Annotated in this window: 18 protein-coding genes, 1 pseudogene and 1 riboswitch; of the genes and pseudogenes, 18 read left to right on the forward strand and 1 reads right to left on the reverse strand. The window is 33.0% G+C overall.

What is annotated here, in order from left to right; translation table 11 throughout:
* The 4 genes and pseudogenes from CUL_RS19700 to CUL_RS19710 all read left to right on the forward strand — a co-directional run.
* Positions 1-235 (forward strand): annotated as a pseudogene (locus CUL_RS19700) (ISNCY family transposase); the annotation flags it as partial.
* 542 nt (positions 236-777) lie between these two features.
* A complete protein-coding gene (locus tag CUL_RS0106280) occupies positions 778-1,713 on the forward strand; it encodes a DMT family transporter (RefSeq protein ID WP_005584503.1) in 936 nt (311 codons plus the stop codon).
* A 62-nt stretch (positions 1,714-1,775) separates the two neighbouring features.
* Entirely contained in the window at positions 1,776-2,087 is a 312-nt protein-coding gene (locus tag CUL_RS19705; protein WP_025640852.1) for a hypothetical protein, read from the forward strand.
* A gap of 46 nt (positions 2,088-2,133) precedes the next feature.
* Positions 2,134-2,475: a M3 family metallopeptidase gene (locus CUL_RS19710; protein WP_236616445.1), complete on the forward strand. Its 342-nt coding sequence runs from the start codon at positions 2,134-2,136 to the stop codon at positions 2,473-2,475.
* An 82-nt stretch (positions 2,476-2,557) separates the two neighbouring features.
* Here the strand turns inward: CUL_RS19710 and CUL_RS0106295 are convergent, their stop codons facing one another.
* The gene (locus CUL_RS0106295; protein WP_025640854.1) at positions 2,558-3,457 is read right to left on the reverse strand and encodes an FUSC family protein; all 900 of its coding nucleotides are present in this window, start codon (positions 3,455-3,457) and stop codon (positions 2,558-2,560) included.
* 132 nt (positions 3,458-3,589) lie between these two features.
* On the opposite strand from CUL_RS0106295, the gene CUL_RS0106300 reads away from it, so the two are divergent.
* The 14 genes from CUL_RS0106300 to CUL_RS0106370 all read left to right on the forward strand — a co-directional run bounded on the left by CUL_RS0106300 (position 3,590) and on the right by CUL_RS0106370 (position 19,696).
* Positions 3,590-4,270, forward strand: a complete 681-nt coding sequence (locus tag CUL_RS0106300) for a TVP38/TMEM64 family protein (RefSeq protein ID WP_005584500.1) — start codon at positions 3,590-3,592, stop codon at positions 4,268-4,270.
* A 50-nt stretch (positions 4,271-4,320) separates the two neighbouring features.
* Entirely contained in the window at positions 4,321-4,686 is a 366-nt protein-coding gene (locus tag CUL_RS17950; protein ID WP_005584499.1) for a flagellar protein FlaG, read from the forward strand.
* A gap of 11 nt (positions 4,687-4,697) precedes the next feature.
* Entirely contained in the window at positions 4,698-6,461 is a 1,764-nt protein-coding gene (gene fliD / locus CUL_RS0106310) for a flagellar filament capping protein FliD (protein WP_005584498.1), read from the forward strand.
* Positions 6,462-6,479: 18 nt separating this feature from the next.
* Positions 6,480-6,875, forward strand: a complete 396-nt coding sequence (gene fliS / locus CUL_RS0106315; protein WP_005584497.1) for a flagellar export chaperone FliS — start codon at positions 6,480-6,482, stop codon at positions 6,873-6,875.
* A gap of 3 nt (positions 6,876-6,878) precedes the next feature.
* The gene (locus CUL_RS0106320; protein ID WP_005584495.1) at positions 6,879-7,349 is read left to right on the forward strand and encodes a flagellar protein FlgN; all 471 of its coding nucleotides are present in this window, start codon (positions 6,879-6,881) and stop codon (positions 7,347-7,349) included.
* Between the two features lie 417 nt (positions 7,350-7,766).
* Positions 7,767-8,297 carry a ribosome hibernation-promoting factor, HPF/YfiA family gene (gene hpf, locus CUL_RS0106325; RefSeq protein WP_005584494.1) on the forward strand — a complete coding sequence of 177 codons (531 nt, stop codon included), beginning with the start codon at positions 7,767-7,769 and terminating at the stop codon, positions 8,295-8,297.
* Positions 8,298-8,383: 86 nt separating this feature from the next.
* A complete protein-coding gene (locus CUL_RS0106330) occupies positions 8,384-8,902 on the forward strand; it encodes a DUF5317 family protein (RefSeq protein ID WP_005584493.1) in 519 nt (172 codons plus the stop codon).
* A gap of 95 nt (positions 8,903-8,997) precedes the next feature.
* Positions 8,998-11,721: a preprotein translocase subunit SecA gene (gene secA / locus CUL_RS0106335; protein ID WP_025640855.1), complete on the forward strand. Its 2,724-nt coding sequence runs from the start codon at positions 8,998-9,000 to the stop codon at positions 11,719-11,721.
* 40 nt (positions 11,722-11,761) lie between these two features.
* Positions 11,762-12,866 (forward strand): peptide chain release factor 2 gene (gene prfB, locus CUL_RS0106345; RefSeq protein ID WP_097677629.1). Its coding sequence is split into 2 segments (ribosomal slippage): positions 11,762-11,836 and positions 11,838-12,866, totalling 1,104 coding nucleotides; the frame shifts between segments, so codons are not numbered across the junction.
* A 116-nt stretch (positions 12,867-12,982) separates the two neighbouring features.
* Positions 12,983-15,082, forward strand: coding sequence for a Tex family protein (locus CUL_RS0106350; protein WP_005584490.1), 2,100 nt, complete (start codon positions 12,983-12,985; stop codon positions 15,080-15,082).
* 16 nt (positions 15,083-15,098) lie between these two features.
* A complete protein-coding gene (locus CUL_RS0106355) occupies positions 15,099-16,448 on the forward strand; it encodes a sensor histidine kinase (protein ID WP_025640856.1) in 1,350 nt (449 codons plus the stop codon).
* A gap of 54 nt (positions 16,449-16,502) precedes the next feature.
* Positions 16,503-17,663: an amidohydrolase gene (locus tag CUL_RS0106360; RefSeq protein ID WP_005584486.1), complete on the forward strand. Its 1,161-nt coding sequence runs from the start codon at positions 16,503-16,505 to the stop codon at positions 17,661-17,663.
* Positions 17,664-17,667: 4 nt separating this feature from the next.
* Positions 17,668-18,789 carry an ATP-NAD kinase family protein gene (locus tag CUL_RS0106365; protein WP_005584485.1) on the forward strand — a complete coding sequence of 374 codons (1,122 nt, stop codon included), beginning with the start codon at positions 17,668-17,670 and terminating at the stop codon, positions 18,787-18,789.
* Positions 18,790-18,860: 71 nt separating this feature from the next.
* A riboswitch (FMN riboswitch) is annotated at positions 18,861-18,979 on the forward strand.
* Positions 18,980-19,090: 111 nt separating this feature from the next.
* Positions 19,091-19,696 carry an ECF transporter S component gene (locus tag CUL_RS0106370; RefSeq protein WP_005584484.1) on the forward strand — a complete coding sequence of 202 codons (606 nt, stop codon included), beginning with the start codon at positions 19,091-19,093 and terminating at the stop codon, positions 19,694-19,696.
* The last annotated feature ends 187 nt before the right edge of the window (positions 19,697-19,883 follow it).

Genomic DNA, 19,883 nt, shown 5'->3' on the forward strand with positions numbered 1-19,883 from the left:
TGATATAGTTTATAATACTAAGATGTTGGATGAACGACCTAAAAAGACAGTTTCAACATTATCAGAAAGACGACAAAAGAACAAACCTAGACCATCAAAAAATCATCCTTGGAGGCAATCAGTTGATAAAAAACCCACACCCTTGTATGAGGAAGTTCTCTTGCGTAAAGAGACAGATGCCGAAATCCAAGAAATATTAAACGGCTTATTTAACTCAACAAGAGCATGGGTTTAAGAGATAAAATCTCTTAAAAATATTATATCTTTTTTTAGTCCTTTTTCAAGGGCTTATTTGTCATACCTTTTTATATAAATATGGTTTATTAAAGCCAAATTTATAAGCGTTTATGCCGCGAAAGCCTATTGATATGGGGAGGACCCCTCTGGTATAATTTTGCGGCGGAAATACCTGCATTTTAAGGACTATTTCCGGCAAAATTTGGTGTCCAGAGGGGTCAGGGGCCCCATGTCAATAGGACCGTGGAATAAATGCGGTTATATATTTTTTTTATCATTAAAAGTGACATTTTCACTGAATAAATTTCTATGTTCTTATGTGACATTTTCATTGACTATTGACATCCTTTGGGTATAATATTAAATTAAACCAAATTGACGGTTAATAAATTTTATGCCTTCAAAGGATTGAATATTCTGCAATGCTTTGCTCATTTATTTACGGCGATTACTTTAGAAATTATTAAAAAAATTATTAAATACTCCATAAATGGGTAATTGGTTATTTGACAAAAGATTGGGACATAGAAAGGAGAACAAATGGAAAAATTTTTTACTAAGAAACTCAATATACTAATCATATCTTTAATATGTATGGCTTTATGGGGAAGTGCTTTTCCAGTGGTAAAAATAGGGTACGAATTATTTGAAATAGAGCCTTCCGATATATTTGGTAAAATCTATTTTGCTGGACTAAGATTCTTCATAGCTTCAATTATGGTGTTTTTTATCCATGGGATCATATTTAAAAAGAGGGTTCCAATTAGCGAGTATCATATAAAACCGATAATCATATTAGGGTTGCTTCAAACGTCATTACAATATTTTTTCTTTTATATTGGAGTAGCTAATACTACGGGAATAAAAAGTGCTATACTCCAATCGGGAAGTACATTTTTTGTTGTAGTAATGGCCCATTTTATTTACCAAGAGGATAGATTAGATCTTAAAAGGGTAATTAGCCTATTACTTGGCTTTGGCGGAGTAGTATTTGTAAATTTAGGGAAGAATTTTGATTTAAGCTTTAAAATTACAGGAGAAGGATTTTTAATAATCTCCTCTATATTAAGTGCCTTTGCTACTATATATGTGAAAACTATGCCTAGAGATATGAGTCCTTTTGCAAGTTCTGGAGGTCAGATGTTTACCGGTTCTATATTATTATTATTGATAGGAAAAATTGGGTTGAGAGGGAACAATATTAATTTTAATTTAGCCAGTACCTCCTTATTATTATATGCAGCCTTTATATCAGCAGCTGCTTTTACCCTATGGTACATGGTATTGAAATACAATTCTCCAGGGAAGGTTAGCATGTATAGGCTTTTTATCCCCATATTTGGTTCCATTTTCTCAGCATTATTTGTTAAGGGAGAATATTTTACTATGAACTTGGCTATTGGATTGCTGTTGGTAGTATTAGGCATTGGAATATTGAATATAGATAATAGAAAAGATCTTAACTCCTCAAAATAAGGGATGGTATTTCAACGGTTTTCTGATAAAATGATATTAAATATAAAGTAGGAGGGATATTATTGTTAAAATTCAAAGATTATGAGTATAAAAGACCGGATTTAAAAGCTATTAATCAAGAGTTTGAAGAATTAATGGTAAAGTTCAATAATGCAGAAACCTTTGATGAACAGAATGAGATAATGGCAGAAATCAACAGAATTAGGTCCAATGTAGATACCATGGGAAATTTAGTCTATATTCGTCACTCTGTCAATACTTTAGATGAGTTTTATTCAAAAGAGCAAGATTTTTTAGATGAAAATATGCCCATATATCAAAATATAGTGTCTGAATTCTATAAGGCTTTAGTAAATTCAACATTTTGTATATGAAAATCCAGAAGCTACCCCCGAAGAAAGAAAGGCTAAATGGAGAGAGATAGAGAAAAAATATCTGCCCTTTAGAGATTATGAAGATAATGATCTATTAAACAGGGGAGGATACTGGTTCAGACAAGGACATATTTTTGGAAATCCTTTCTACTATATAGACTATACTTTAGCCCAAGTGTGTGCCTTCCAATTTTGGATTAAGATGAACGAGGATAGGGAAAAGGCATGGGGAAATTATATAGAGCTATGTAAAGCTGGTGGTAGTAAGCCTTTTTTAGAGTTAGTAGAATTAGCTGGTTTAAAAAATCCATTCATAGATGGTACCATTAAGAAAGTAGTAGGACCAATAAAGGAATGGTTAGATTCAATAGATGATAGCAAATTTTAAATAAAAACACCCTTTCCTTAGATTCAAAATGACTAATTATAGTCTTATGAGTGAAGGAAAGGGTATTATTTTAAGTTACAAACTATTCAATTATACTTTGAACATTATATAAAGCTACTTGGATAGAATTCAGTCCCTTTAAAAGTTTTTTTAGATGGTAATTATATACTAAATCTAATTCATCTAGCTTTTCATTAGATGGAAGGGGTATTTCTTTACTGAACAAACTTTCTAAAGCCCTTTTATTCTCTTCGGTTAATTGGGGAGTTTTTTCTATAGCAAAGAGAATACTTAAATGGTTATAAATGGCTTCAAAGGTATTGAACATCCAATCGTAATTATAGCAATCATCTGTTTTACAAAGATTTAATTTAATATCCTTTTTAAGTATATTATAATTCTCCTCCACATCAGCCAAATATTTTCTTAAATTTTCTAAAGACCCACTTTCATCTCCCCATATAATGGATTCTATTATATCTTTGAATTCTGAATACATATTGTGAATAGAATCTCTAATCTTATCTTCCACTTTCGGTGGTACAATGAAATAATTAATTAAGGTACCTATAATCAATCCAATTAAAGTATCTAGGGTTCTATAAAGGGCATAGTTTAATCTACTACCCTCTTCATAGTTTAGGATAATAGATAAAAACACCATGGTAGAAATTTGTACCGATTTTTTCCAACCAAAAAGATTACAAGTATAAATGATAATTATTATTCCTATGCCTATGGAAAATACATTTTCAGGGGCAAAATAAGAGAACAGCAGTGCAACGGTACCACCTAAAATAGTTCCATACATCCTATTTTTTGCCATAGTAAAGGATTCGGATACTGAGGTTTGCATAGCAATTATGGCAGCGATACCTGCAAAAAATGGACTTCTTAAATTTAATAGTTGAGATAATAATATAGTAAAGGAAACAGCTAAGGCAGTTTTAATAGTCCTCATACCAATTTTTTCAAATTTCATAATACTCACCTTTTCCTATTGTACCATTATTATACCAATGGAAAGCTAGGTGGACAAGATATTAATATTTTACCCTGAAAATGGCAATAGTAATCTAAATATATTATAATGGTAGAGTAAGGAGTAGATGGTATGGAGAAAAATAAAAAAATTTATAAAATTGGATTAATTCTGTTATTCATATTTATTTTCATCTATTTAATTATAAGCCTCAATATATTTAACAAGGACAGCCTGATGGAAATTCTATTATCCGGAGAAGAAAGAGATAGATTTGGAGTCTTTTTTACCATATTTATCGCTATTTTAATGGTGTTTTTTGTACCCTTATCCTGGTTTTCTCCATTGGCTGCATTTTTCTTTGGACTAAAGGGTTTTATTTATATTGTAATTGGAGGACTTATAGCAGCTATATTATCCTTCATTATTGCCAGGATATTTAAGACTGAGATTGCAAAGATTATTAATAGAATCTATTATAGGAAAAAAAGGAAGGTAAGTTTAGAAGAAGTCTCTTACCAGATAGAAAAACATGGTATTAGTTATATATTTTTCATGAGGAGTATGCCTTTTATCCCTTTTAGTGTAGCAAACTATGTGTCTGGTATTAGTTCGGTTTCTGTAAGAGATTATATTTTAGGCACTGTCTTGGGTTTGGCCCCTGGCCAAGCTATTAATTCCTATTTTTTTGTTAAGGCCATTAATATAGGTCGGAACCCCTTTCAAGTATTGTTTGCAGCTCTAATTAAAGGGGTATATGTTTTGTCCATTATCTTATGGAAAAGAAAAAGTAAATTTAATCCTAAAGAATGAAGCAAATCTTGTCGATATAGATTACAGAATATATTAAGGGGGCCATAGATATGCAAATTAAAGGGGTTACTAATGCAGTCGATTCTATTAACTATAATGATGGAAATAGAAATGGTTCCAATATGAAGAAATTTGGAACAAAAGATATAGCAGTTGAACCAGTAAAACTGCAGAGGGAAGAAAAAAGATATACAGAAGAGGAATTGATAAAATCCATAGAATCAGCTAATAAACAATTTGTAGCCTTCGATAGGAGGTTTGAATTTTCAATCCATGAAAAGACTAAACAGATAATGGTAAAGATTATAGACGTAACAACAGATGAGATAATTAGGGAAATACCTCCTGAAAAGATTTTAGATTTGGTAGCGGCCATATGGGAAATATCTGGCATAATAGTAGATGAAAGGATATAGGCGGTGATCTTATGTATAATACTATGAGAATAACAGGGCTAGCATCGGGAATAGACACTGAAGAGATGATACAAAATCTGATGAAAGCAGAAAGGGTAAAAGTAGACAGGGTAGAACAGGATAGGCAGACTGTATTATGGCGCCAGGAAGCGTATAATAGCCTGAACAAAGATTTTGCTAATTTTATTTTAAATACAAGAAAGATGTTTGGTCTAACTACAGTTAGCAGAACGGGAACCTTTATACCTAATTCCTACCAAAACCTGAATTGGATTAAAAAAGCTACATCTTCCCATGAAAGTATAGCTGCAGTATCCAGTACGGGGAAGGCTTTAGATGGCACATATAAAGTGAATGTAACTCAGTTAGCTGAGGGAGTTAGTTTGGCTAGTGGTGATAAAATTGGTGGAAATACCAATCTTAAAGAAATGCTGGGGGTAAATTCTGAAGATGTAATTGAATTTACTATAAATGGGAAAAAAATTGTAATAGGAAATCTTGAAACAGATGATGAAGGGAATATTATTGATGATAGAGTTGTTCCAGTAATGAATGAAAATGGAGATATTATAGATTATGAGGCAGCCTTTATACATGGAAATTTAGACAATATTAAATTAACCGATGTAACAAAGCTTATAAACTCTGCTAAAGTTAAAGATGAAAATGGAAATTATGTTTCGTTAGGAATTAAAGCCTCCTATGATGCAGGTATCGATAGATTTTTCTTACAGACTACAGATACAGGGAAAGATGCCAAGATAGAAATAACTGCTGATGATGTAGGAGCATACTTTATTAATGCATTAAAATTAACTGATGGAGAAAGGGGCAAGAATGGTAGTAGTATAATAGGAGAAGAGTTCTTTGGCAAAGACGCCGAAATTAGTTTTAATGGAGCAGATAATATATATTCTTCTACTAACCGTATCACCATCAACGGCATTACCATGGACCTTGTAGGTACTGGTGAATTTACCATAAACGTAGCTACGGACGTAGATTCAGTATATGAAAAAATAGAACAATTTGTCAATGAATATAATGAATTAGTTGAAAAGACCAACAAACTGTTAGGAGAAAAGGTCTATAGAGACTATAAACCATTGACATCAGAACAGAAAAAAGCCATGGACAAAGAAGATATAGAGCTTTGGGAAGAAAAGGCTAAATCAGGATTATTAAGATCTGATGATTTAGTTGGAAGGACTATGCTAAATGTTAGACGTTCCCTATATGAAAAATCAGCAGGTATAGAAGGGGCCTTTAAGCTTATTACTGAAATAGGCATATCTACAGAAGAATATGCTAGGGGTAGTGCCGGTGGTAAACTAGTAATAGATGAGCAAAAATTAAAGGAAGCTATTTCCAAGGATCCAGAAGGGACAATGGAGTTATTATTTAAAGAAAGCAATCCGGATAAAGTGGAAACAATAGATGGTAAGGAAGTCAAACAAATAGGAGGTATTGTCACCAGAATATATGACAACCTAATTGCTGGCATGGAAGAGATAATAAAGAAATCTGGCACAGGAGACAGTACAGATCTATATAGGAATGTTAAGTCTAATATTCTACTGGATTTTGTTACTGAATATGGCAGCGTTAGTTTATTAGATAAAGATGTATTGGATTATAGCAGAAGAATAGATGATTTGAACCAAATGCTGTTTAGAAAAGAGAACAATTATTATGCAAAGTTTACTGCCATGGAAAGAGCCATATCTAGGATGAATCAGCAGAGTATGTGGCTAATGCAGCAGTTTATGGGATAAAAGGAAAGGATGGGGAAGATGACGTATAACGCCTTAAATCAGTATAGACAAAATACAGTATTTACGGCTACTCCAGAAGAGTTAACTCTGATGTTGTATGATGGCGCTATTAAATTTATGAATATTGCCAAATATAATATCGAAAACAGTCAGATAGAGAAGGCTCACCAGGCGTTGATCAGAGCTCAAGATATTATTTTGGAACTGAGCTCATCATTAAATATGGAATATGAAATATCAAATAACTTTAAACAATTATATGATTTTATTATGAACAATTTAATAGATGCAAATATAAATAAGGAAATAAAACCTATAGATGAAGCTTTGGAAATACTAACGGAGATGAGAGACATATGGAAAGAGGTAATGAAGGAAGTCAAAAAGAAGGTTTATCAAAATAGGCAGGTGTAATATATGACAAAGGATAGGATTGATCAACTCATATCCATAACTAAAGAGAAAAATTTATTATTAAACAATATATATAATATAACGAAGGATCAGAAGGAAGAAATAGAAAGGGAAAATATGGAAAATTTAAATAGGATAATGGACGAGAAGGATAGCCTTATGAAAAAAATAGATGAACTAGACTTATCCTTTATTACTATCTTTTCTCAAATAAAAAAAGAACATTCCATTGAAGGTATTGATGAGCTAAGCTTGGAAGAATACCCTAATTTAACTAAGTTAAAAGAGGTGGTTAAGGAAGTATCTTCCACCCTTATGACCATATCTTTAATGGATGATAAAAACACTGGAGCTATGAAAGAAAGGTTAGAACAGACTAAAATCGAGTTGAGAAAATTAAAAGAAGGAAAAAAAGCATATAAAGGATATAATCCATCTATGAATGGAAGTATGTTAATAGATGAAAAGAAATAGGAGTTAATTTTGCCTATTTCTTTTTTATCTCTGTTTCCAATTATCTATATCTTGTGGATAAATATTTTCATGGCACAAGAATAATAATAAATATGAAGTAAAAATTTTTCTAATAATAAGGGAAAAAGTAGAAAAAGATAGAATTAAAAACTTATTCAGATTTTATCAAGAAATTAATCCACAATATATTAGTGATAATAGCAGTTACCCACAAAACCATCCACATTATCCACAATTAAGCTGTAAATTTATCCACAGGTCATCAACAATAATATGTTAATTATATAGTAAATAATTATTCAATCTCCATGAATAAATTTTTAAATATATTTTTATGTTTACATACTTACCTTTTGTGGGTATATTATATTAATAAAGGATATAGGCTTATAGCTTATATGAAAGGAGCTGGGGTTTATGAAACTAAATTTTGTTGGAAAGAACATGGAGGTTACAGAAGCGTTAAAGGATGTAACAGAGAAGAAATTGGGAAAACTAGACAAATATTTTCAGAAGGATGCAGAAGGAAATGTAACTTATAGTGTAGAAAGGAATAGGAAGATTATTGAAGTAACCATAAACCTACCTGGAACCATACTTAGGGCTGAAGAATCAAGCGATGATATGTATGCTTCTATTGACAAGGCTGTAGATGTATTAGAACGTCAAATGAGAAAGCACAAAACTAAACTTCAAAGAAGGTATAACAATGGGGAAACTATAAGATTTGAAAATATTATGCCATTAAATGAAGATGAAGAGGATAGACCAAAGGTTGTTAGAATAAAGAGATTTGATATGAAGCCTATGAATGTAGAGGAAGCCATTTTACAGATGGAATTACTTAGACATAATTTTTTCGTATTCATGAATGCTGACTCTGGCGATTTGAACGTATTATATAAAAGAAAAGATGGCAACTATGGGTTGATTGAACCAGAGTTTTAATAGTATAATTGATATAGATTTAAAATTGCAGGATATTATATCCTGCAATTTTATTTTACTGTCATAGGTGAAGGAGAGATGATAATATGTTTGCAGAGGCTATACTTATTTCAATAATTCTTGGATTGATCAGAGGAGGCAATTTAAAAAGATTTAAATCTATAAACCATAAAACCATGTGGATATTTATTCTGGGAATCCTAATACAATACATATTGGGTTTTTTATCTAAAGCAGAAGGGATAGATAGCTTAAACAAAATTTTATTGTATAATAAACAGTTGCAGATATTATCTTATATTTTAATCCTAATAGGAATACTTTTTAATCTAAAACTTAGGTCTTTGTGGGTAGTATTATTAGGCTATGTATTAAATTTCCTAGTATTGGCAACAAATAATTGGGAAAGACCAAATCTTATAAATAATCCTATAATGGATCATATTAAATTTCCTTTTTTAGGAGATACAATTTTATTTTCTGAATCCTATCCACTTCCCAAAATCATTAGCTTAGGGGATTTAATTATAAGCTTTGGAATATTTGCCTTAATCCAAGAAATAATGCTAGGAGAAGACTCTTTTATGGGTGGATATAGATTTTAAATGGACCTATACTAAACTTTTTGCCTTGTTTGGAATATTAATAAATGATAAAATATAATGTTGTAGATTAGTTAATATTGAAAGGCGGTAAAAGTATGAAAAGCTTTTTAAATAAAATATTTGGTTCTTATAGCGAAAGGGAATTAAAGCGTATTGAACCATTAGTAGACAAGATCGAAGCCTTAGATGAGGATATGCAAAGATTGTCAGATGAAGAACTTCAAAATAAGACTTTAGAATTTAAAGAGAGGTTGAACAAAGGAGAATCTTTAGATGATATCTTACCAGAAGCCTATGCGGTGGTTAGAGAGGCTTCTACACGAGTATTAGGCATGAAACATTTTAGAGTCCAATTGATGGGAGGTATCATTCTGCATCAAGGAAGGATTGCAGAGATGAAGACAGGAGAAGGGAAGACTTTAGTGGCAACCTTACCGGCTTATTTAAATGGACTGACTGGCAAAGGAGTTCATATTGTAACTGTCAACGATTATTTAGCAAAAAGAGATAGACAGTGGATGGGGAAAGTATATGAATTTCTTGGTCTAACCGTTGGTTGCATTGTTCATGGTATGAACAATACAGAGAGGAAAGCCGCTTATAATTGCGATATTACCTATGGAACTAATAATGAATTTGGATTCGACTATTTAAGGGATAATATGGTAATCTATAAGGAAGAAATGGTACAAAGAAAATTATACTATTCTATAGTAGACGAAGTAGATAGTATATTAATAGATGAGGCTAGAACTCCATTAATAATATCGGGACAAGGGGAACAATCTACTAAATTATATGAAGCAGCTGATGCTTTTGTTATGACTTTGACTGGTAGGATAGTAGACCCTAAGGAGGAAAAAAGGGATCCCTTCGATAGGGAGATAAAGGAAGAAACGGTGGACTTTATAATAGATGAAAAAGCTAGGACCTGTACTTTGACTGAAAAAGGAACTTTAAAAGCAGAAAGTTATTTTGGTTTAGAAAACCTAGCAGATCCAAATAATATGGAAATAGCCCACCATATAAACCAAGCGTTAAAAGCGAGAAATATTATGAAAAGGGATATAGATTATGTAGTAAAAGATGGAGAAGTCATAATAGTAGACGAATTTACTGGTAGGCTCATGTATGGTAGAAGATACAGTGAAGGATTACATCAAGCTATAGAGGCTAAGGAAAAATTAAATGTAAAATCTGAATCCAAAACTTTAGCCACTATTACCTTCCAAAACTATTTTAGAATGTATGAAAAATTAGCAGGTATGACAGGAACAGCTAAAACGGAAGAAGCGGAATTTAGAGAAATATACGGAATGGATGTAGTGGAGATTCCTACCAATGAACCAGTTATACGACAGGATTTTCCAGATGTAGTATATAAAAATGAGGAAGCAAAGTTTAATGCCATTGTAGAGGAGATTAAGGAAAAACATAGTAGTGGGCAACCAGTCTTAGTAGGTACTATTTCTATTGAAAAATCTGAGATATTGAGTAAAATGTTAAAAAAAGAAGGTATACCTCACGAAGTATTAAATGCAAAGCAACATGAAAGGGAAGCAGAAATAGTAGCTCAAGCAGGAAGGTTTGGAGCTATAACCATAGCAACCAATATGGCGGGAAGAGGAACGGATATTGTGCTAGGTGGAAATCCAGAGTATTTAGCTAAATTGGAATTGAAAAAAAGAGGATATTCTGATGAAATAATTTCTAGGGTTGATAGTTTTGCTGAAATATCTGATGAAGAAACTATTAAAGCTAGAGAAGAATATAGACAGCTTTATGAAAAGCATAAGGAAAATACGGGAAAAGAAGCTAAAGAGGTAATAAAAGTCGGTGGTCTCCATATTATAGGTACTGAACGACATGAATCTAGAAGGATAGATAATCAGCTTCGTGGCCGTTCTGGAAGACAAGGGGATCCAGGTTCATCTAGATTTTATATATCCTTAGAAGATGATTTAATGAGACTCTTTGGAGGCGAGAGGATGAAAGATATGGTAGATAGTTTAAACATGCCTGATGATGAACCATTAGAGCATAAACTACTTACCAGATCCATAGAAAATGCTCAAAGAAAGGTAGAGAGCAATAACTTTGCCATTAGAAAACATGTATTACAATATGACGATGTTATGAATAAACAAAGAGAAGTAATATATGCTGAAAGAAGGAAGGTTCTAGAAGGGGAAGATTTAAGAGAACATATTTTAGGCATGGTAAGAAATATAACAGAAGAGGCAGTAGAAATCTATACAAGGCAGAGTAAATATCCAGAAGAATGGGATATGAATGGATTGGAAAACTTTTTAGCAAATATATTTATACCTAAAGGCAGTTTGAAAATTGATGATATTGAATCCTTAGACAAGGAAAAACTAGTGGAAATGCTCTACACTATTGGAGAAAGTAGATATAGAGAAAAGGAAGCAGAAATTGGGAAAGAAATGTTTAGGGAAATCGAAAGGGTAATCCTATTACAGGTTGTAGATAGTAAATGGATGGACCATATAGATGCCATGGACCAATTAAGGCAAGGAATTGGGCTAAGGGCCTATGGTCAAGAAGACCCAGTTAGAGCATACCAAAACGAAGGATTTGAAATGTTTGAAGAGATGAACCATAGTATACAAGAAGATACAGTAAAATATCTATACCATGTAGAATCACCGGAAAAGATGGAAAGAAAGAGGGTAGCAGAACCATTAAACACAGGAGGCAAATCCCAACAGCCAATTGTTAAAAAGAAAAAAATAGGAAGAAACGACCCTTGTCCTTGTGGTAGCGGCAAAAAATATAAGAAATGCTGTGGAGCTTAACTAGTTGACAACGGACAATTGCAATAAGAAAGGAGCAAATATGGAGGGAATTTATTTATATAAGGAAAGAGTGGAAGTAATTAGACAGATGATAGAAGAATTGGGTGTTTCACTTTGACATCGATGGTTTAAATAAGGAGATTGAGAAGCTAGAGAAAAAGTCCTTTGCAGAGGATTTTTGGCAGGATTCAGATAAAGCTCAAAAAATCATGCAAAAGATAAGCAATTTAAAAGGGGCAGTAAAAGAATATGAAGATTTATTAAATAGTATAGAGGATTTGGAAGTTTTAATAGAACTGTCCCTTGAAGAAGAAGATTATCATGTATATAAAGAAATAAAAGAAAATTTTGAAAAAGTCTCCTATGAAGCAGAGAAATTTAAGCTTTCCACCTTATTAAATGGAGAGTATGATAAAAATAATGCTATCCTATCCATCCATTCTGGGGCTGGAGGCTTAGAAGCTCAAGATTGGGCAGAAATGCTATTTAGGATGTATAAGAGATGGGCTGAACAAAAGGGTTTCCGAGTAGAAATACTAGACCTACTTTCAGATACGGAAGGTGGAATCAAATCTGTAACTATGCTTATAAAAGGGTTTAATGCTTTTGGTTATTTAAAATCTGAAAAAGGAGTTCATAGACTGGTGAGAATATCACCTTTCGATTCCTCCAATAGAAGGCATACCTCTTTTGCTAGTATAGATATATATCCTGAGCTAGATGATGATATGGATATAGAAATAAATGAATCGGATATAAAAATTGATACCTATAGAGCCAGTGGTGCTGGAGGACAACATGTAAATACTACGGATTCAGCTGTCAGGGTAACCCATATACCTACAGGAATCATAGTCCAATGCCAAAATGAAAGGTCTCAACATAGTAATAGATTAACTGCTATGAAAATGTTAAAGGCCAAACTCATACAATTAAAGGAAGAGGAACAGAAAGAGAAGATAGAAGATCTACAGGGGAAATATACTCAGATAGCTTGGGGTTCCCAAATTCGCTCTTATATATTCCACCCCTATAGCCTGGTAAAGGACCATAGGACAGAGGTGGAAATAGGAGATATAGACAAAGTTATGGATGGAGATATTGACTTATTTATAAATGAATATCTAAAACAAAAGGCCTTCTAAATAAAGAAGGCTATTTTTTTAAAAACAGGTAGGATTTTTTAATTTTTTGTTGAATAATACTATATAGATTAGTAAATCTTTTTACAATAAACCAACAAATAGGAAAGGAGATAAATATGGATATAGTCAAAAAATTAGTAGAAGAATTTCAGCTAAAACCATTCCAAGTTACCAACACTATAAATTTAATCGATGAAGGAAATACTATTCCCTTCATTGCTAGATATCGTAAAGAACAGACAGGTAATTTAAAAGATACAGTTTTAAGAGACCTATTTGATAGATTGAATTATTTGAGAAATTTAAAGGATAGACAAGAAGAGGTAATAAGATTAATTGAAGAACAAGGAAAATTAACTGATGATTTAAGAAAGGATATTTTAGAATCTGAAACCCTTCAAAGAATTGAAGATCTTTATAGGCCCTATAGACCAAAACGAAGGACTAGGGCTACTATTGCAAAGGAAAAAGGATTAGAAGGGTTAGCTAATATACTATTAGCTCAAAAGGTTGATAAGGGAGAATTAGATGGAATAGTTAAGAGATATTTAGATGAAGAGAAAGGGGTGAATACAGAGGAAGAAGCTTTGGAAGGAGCTATGGATATTATTGCAGAAATAATTTCTGATGATGCAAAGTATAGAGATATTATAAGAAACATAGCTAATAATAAGGGCATTTTACAAACTGAAGGGGTAGAAAAGCAGCAAAAATCCGTATATGAGATGTATTATGATTATAAAGAATCTTTAAAAACCATAGCTAATCATAGAATACTGGCTATAAACAGAGGGGAGAAGGAAAAGGTTCTCAAGGTAAATTTAGTACTTCCTAATGAAGAGATATTGTCAAAGATAAAATCTAAAGTGATAATCAATGACTCAATTGAAACAAAACAATACTTAGAAGCCAGCATAGAGGATAGTTACAAGAGGTTAATATTCCCTTCTATGGAAAGGGAAATAAGGAGCAATTTATCTGAAAGGGCAGAAGAAGAAGCAATAAAAGTATTTGCTCTTAATTTGAAACCATTGTTAATGCAGCCTCCAGTTAAGGGGGAAACCGTCATGGGAATAGACCCAGCTTTTAGGACTGGTTGTAAGGTGGCGGTTATGGATGATACTGGGAAGCTATTGGATTATACAACTGTATACCCAACAGAGCCTCAGAATCAGGTAGATAAGGCAAAAAAAGAGTTAAAAGACCTTATTTTTAAGTATGATGTGGATATAATTGCCATAGGGAATGGAACTGCCTCTAGAGAAACTGAGATGATAGTAGCGGGTATGCTTCAGGAAATAGATAAAAACCTATCCTATATCATAGTAAATGAAGCAGGAGCCTCTGTATACTCAGCTTCAGAAGTGGGACAGGAAGAATTTCCAGACCTAGATGTATCTATTAGAGGAGCCATATCCATAGGAAGAAGGTTACAAGACCCTTTGGCAGAATTGGTAAAAATAGACCCAAAACATATTGGAGTAGGTCAGTACCAACATGATTTAAATCAAGGGAAATTAAATCAGGCTTTAGAGGGAGTAGTTGAAGATTGTGTTAATACAGTAGGGGTAGATTTAAATACTGCTAGTCCTTCTTTATTAAGGTATGTTTCAGGTATTTCCTCCAGGGTTGCCCAAAATCTAATTGAATATAGGGAAGAAAAAGGCAAATTTACTAATAGGGAGGAATTATTGAAGGTAAAAGGGTTAGGGCCTAAGACTTTTACTCAATGTGCAGGCTTTTTAAGGATTCCGGAAGGGAATAATCCATTAGATAATACAGCAGTCCATCCAGAGTCCTATCCTATTGCAAAGAAATTAATGGGAAAAAATATAGATGAAAACAATATAGAATTCCTTTCAAAAGAATTTGGAGTAGGTACTTTAACCCTAAAGGATATAATTACTGAGCTTAAAAAGCCAGGTCGAGATCCAAGGGAAGAGATGCCTAAACCTATTTTTCGAACCGATGTATTAAAGATGGAGGATTTAAAGGAGGATATGATTTTAACCGGCACTGTGCGAAATGTTGTGGATTTCGGCGCTTTTGTTGATATAGGCGTGAAACAGGACGGATTAATTCACATATCCCATCTATCTAATAAATACGTTAAACATCCAAAGGAAATAGTTAAGGTTGGAGATATTGTTCAGGTTAGAATATTGGAAATAGATATTGACAGAGGGAGGATTAGCCTTAGTATGAAGGATGTTTAAATTTGGGGGGTTGTAAATGTGGGATATTGAAAAGATACTAAATAGTAATAATGCATTTATCGGTGTAATTAGCTCTAATGACCCTGGGGAGGGAAGGAAACCACTAAAAAGCCATATAGTAAATTATTTCAATAACGGTGGTGGAATGGTCTACATATGTTCTAAGTATAGAGAAGACCAGTGTATAGACTATTTAAAAAAAATTTGGGAGCTGGATATAGATCAACTTATGAATATGGGTAGATTAATATTCATCTGTAGGGAGAACTTCCTACTAGAAGGTGATATTATCGACATATATGGATTAATGGAGGCAATAGAAAAGGGAATAAGCCTATTGGATGAAGAGGGATCTAATAAAAACCAAGTATATATAACTTTAGATTCCTGTTGGAATACAATTAGAAATGATGATATAAAGTATTTCTATAATAAACTAAAAACTGTAAAGAATTCGGGGAAAACTGGATTTATTCTAAGATATATTATAGAGGAACTAAATAATAATTATATTAATCCTATATTGAGTAATCATGATTTTGTTTTAGTTGATCGGACTAGCGATTTTGAATATTTTACTCCATCTCAATTAGTCCATCAGTCATTAATCCTATTAGCTGAGTTTCATGCCATTGATGATAGATATGATAAGGAAATTATGAGAAATGAATATTTAAGGACTTTAGGTGAACTAATGGAAGGGACTGTCCACGATATCAACAACCTATTAGTTACCATATTAGGCTATGCTCAACTGTCCTTATTCCTAGAAAATTTAGAGGAAATCAAAGAATATCTCCAAATAATCAGCAAGACTGCCTTAGATGGTAAAAGTATTACCGATAGAATAAAAAACCATATTAAAGGAAATTACGAATCCTTAAAAGATATATATGAGTTTGATTATATAATTAATAATTGTATAGAGATGGTAAAACATAAATTTAAATTATCCGATAGAGATGCTAGAAATATGGAATTAGTAGTGGATTTAAACTCTAAAAGTTATATATGTGCAAATGAATACGATATTAGGCATTCTATAATAAATATTATATTAAATGGGATAGATGCAATGGAAAATAAGGGTATATTAACTATAAAGACTTATGATGTGAAAGACCATATAGTATTGGAAATCTTTGATACAGGAAAAGGGATGGATGAAGGAACTAAAAACAAAATATTTAAACCCTATTTTACTACTAAGGGATCTAAAGGTACAGGTTTAGGACTTAGTATTGCAAAGAAGACTTTTGAAAAACATAATGGAAAGGTATATGTGGAAAGTAAAGTAGGTAAAGGGACTAAGTTTATAATCTATTTTCCTGCACTGAAAGTTGAAGATAATATTGCCCATGTTTGAAATTATGGCTATAATATTAGTTAGTGTAACGAAATAATTTAGGGGGGAGATTAAATGATATTCATTAAAAATGGCAAAGTATTCACCATGACAGGAGAAGTTATAGAAAATGGCTCCATTCTCATTAAAGATGGGAAAATATTAGAAGTGGGAAAGGATTTAGTTGCTCCGTTAGATGCTGAAGTAATTGACGCTGAAGGGAGAATGGTATTACCAGGATTTATCGATGCTCACTGTCATCTAGGTATGTGGGAGGAAGGAATAGGCTTTGAAGGTAGCGATGGAAATGAGATGGTGGATCCGGTGACTCCTCATTTAAGGGCTATAGATGGGATTAATCCTATGGATATATCTTTTAAGGAAGCCTATATGGGTGGTGTTACTACCGCTGTTACTGGACCAGGTTCAGCTAATGTTATAGGTGGAATGTTTGTGGCCTTAAAGACCTATGGTAGGAGAATAGATGATATGATAATTAAAGAACCTGTAGCTATGAAGATAGCCTTTGGTGAAAATCCAAAAAGGGTATATGAATCTCAGAAAAAATCTCCAATAACTAGAATGGCTACTGCTGCTATCCTTAGGGAAAGTCTATTTAAGGCTAAGAACTATTTAGAGAAGAAGGAGCTGGCAAATGAGGATCCATCCAAGATGCCAGAATACGACATGAAGATGGAGGCTTTAGCCAAGGTATTAAATAGAGAAATTCCTCTAAAAGCTCATGCCCATAGAGCTGATGATATATTTACTGCCTTAAGGATTGCGAAGGAATTTGATGTGGATATTACATTAGATCATTGTACTGAAGGGCATTTGATAGCAGATTATCTAGCGGAGGAAGGAAAAGGGGCTATTGTAGGACCAACTCTATCTAATAGATCGAAATTCGAATTGAAGAACCTTACTTTCGATACTCCAAAGATTCTTGGGGAGGCTGGGGTTAAGGTAGCTATAACTACTGATTCTCCAGTTATACCATTACAGTATCTTCCAATATGCGCAGGATTAGCCCATAAATCTGGTTTAGATGAGATGGAGGCTTTGAAGGCCATAACTATAAATGCTGCAGAAATTGTTGGAATTGATGATAGAGTGGGTAGTATAGAAATAGGTAAGGATGCAGACATAGTAATATTTGACAGTAATCCAATTAAGGATATCGATTGTAAAACCTATATGACCATTATAAATGGAGAAATAGTCTATAAAAATTAGAGAGGTGAATGTTTTGAAACTAGGATTCATAGTAAATCCTATTGCGGGTATGGGTGGCAAAGTAGGGTTAAAAGGTACTGATGGAGAAGAAGTATTGAAAAAAGCTATAGAATTAGGGGCTTTTCCAGAGGCTCCTGAAAAAGCTAAAAAAGCCCTAGAGATTTTAATCCCCATTAAGGATCAAATTCAAATGCTAACAGGTCCTGGAAGTATGGGAGGAGAAGAAGCTATAGAATTGGGTTTTAAACCTAATATAGTAGGTGAAGCAAAGGAAAGATATAACCAAGAGGATACGGAAATAGTAGCTGCTGAGATGGCATGTCATGGAGCGGACCTTATATTATTTGCAGGGGGAGATGGAACTGCAAGGAATCTCTTTAATGTAATAGGGGATAAGGTCCCAGTTATAGGTATACCTGCAGGGGTAAAAATCCATTCAGGAGTCTATGCTAATCATCCTAGGTCTGCAGGGGAGGTAGCTTTAAAATACCTCCAAGGAGAAGAAATGGAAATAAAGGAAATGGAAGTTATGGATATTGATGAAGAGGCCTTTAGACAAGGTCAAGTTACAGCAAAATTATATGGCTATATGAAAGTGCCCTTTGAGCCAGAACTAGTCCAAAATCAAAAATCTGGTGGAATAGTTGGAGAAGAGGCGGCCATAGATGGAATAACGGATAAAATAATAGAACAAATGGAAGAAGATATACTATATATAATAGGATCGGGTACCTCTACTAGACCAATAATGGAAAAACTAGGGCTACCTAATACTTTATTGGGGATAGATTTAGTTAAGAATAGAAAGTTAGTAGCCTCTGATGTCAATGAAAAAGATATATTAAAACATTTAGAAGACAATAAAGCCAAAATAATAGTTACTGTAATTGGTGGTCAAGGCTATATATTTGGAAGAGGCAATCAACAGCTTAGCGGAGAAGTAGTAAAAAGGGTAGGAAGGGAAAACATAATTATTATTGCTTCAAAACAGAAACTTATGTCCTTAGAGGGAAGGCCTTTATTGGTGGATACAGGAGACGATGAAGTAAATAGCATGTTCAATGGTTATATGAAAGTTCGAACCAGTTATACAGAAGAAGCAATCCATATGTTAAAGGGACTTTAATTAATTGATAAGGGACAATTTAAAACTATTGACAATTGATAAATATTATACTATACTTTATGTAGTTAAATAAATATCTTCAGGGCGAGGCGAAATTCCTCACCGGCGGTAAAGCCCGCGAGCCAAATTTTTGGTTGACTTGGTGAAATTCCAAGGCCGACAGTTAAAGTCTGGATGGAAGAAGATCATAGATTATACTTAAAGTTTAATCTGTTATGTCTGTTATCTACGCCCCGAAGTTTTATTTCGGGGCTTATTTTATTAACCTCCCTGAAGAAATAAATATATGGAGGGATTTTTTATGTACACATTAAAAAAGGAAAATCTAAATACTAAGACCATGGTAAAGATATCAGTTTTATCTGTAATTGCTTTAATATTGATGTTATTAGATTTTCCCCTATGGTTTACACCTACCTTTTTAAAATTCGATATTTCTGATGTACCAGCTCTAATAGGTTCCTTTGCCTTAGGGCCTATGGCAGGAGTATTAGTCCAATTAGTTAAGAATTTACTAAACTTGCTAGTTGAAGGCTCTGGCACCGGTGGTGTAGGAGAATTTGCTAACTTTATCGTAGGTAGTATATTTGTTTATACTGCTGGATTATTCTACTATAGGGAAAAGACTTTTAAAAATGCAATAATTGGAATGGCCGTAGGAGTACTAGTTATGACCGTATCTATATCTCTTATTAATTACTATTTTATGATTCCTTTCTATGCAAAGCTTTTTGGACTACCTATAGATAAGATTGTGGCCATGGGTTCTGCAGTAAACAAATATGTAGTAGACTTTAAAACCTTGATTCTATATGCTGTGGTACCATTTAACCTATTTAAAGGTATTGTAGTTACCTTGGTAACTTTGTTAATATATAAAAGAGTATCACCACTACTACACAAATAACAATTTTAATCAATTCAGAATGTCTAGTGCATAGTTGATGATTGAAGGAAGAGATTCTTCACATCGTTCAGAATGACAAGCTCCATCCTAAACGAAAGTGAAGACTCTCTTTTTTTATTTGCCAATCATTTCTTAAATTGTAAATTAGTTAATCATTATTAATGGGATTAAAGGAAAGAATTCCGCC

It is taken from the genome of [Clostridium] ultunense DSM 10521 (assembly GCF_000511955.1).
Lineage (GTDB): Bacteria > Bacillota > Clostridia > Tissierellales > Tepidimicrobiaceae > Schnuerera > Schnuerera ultunensis.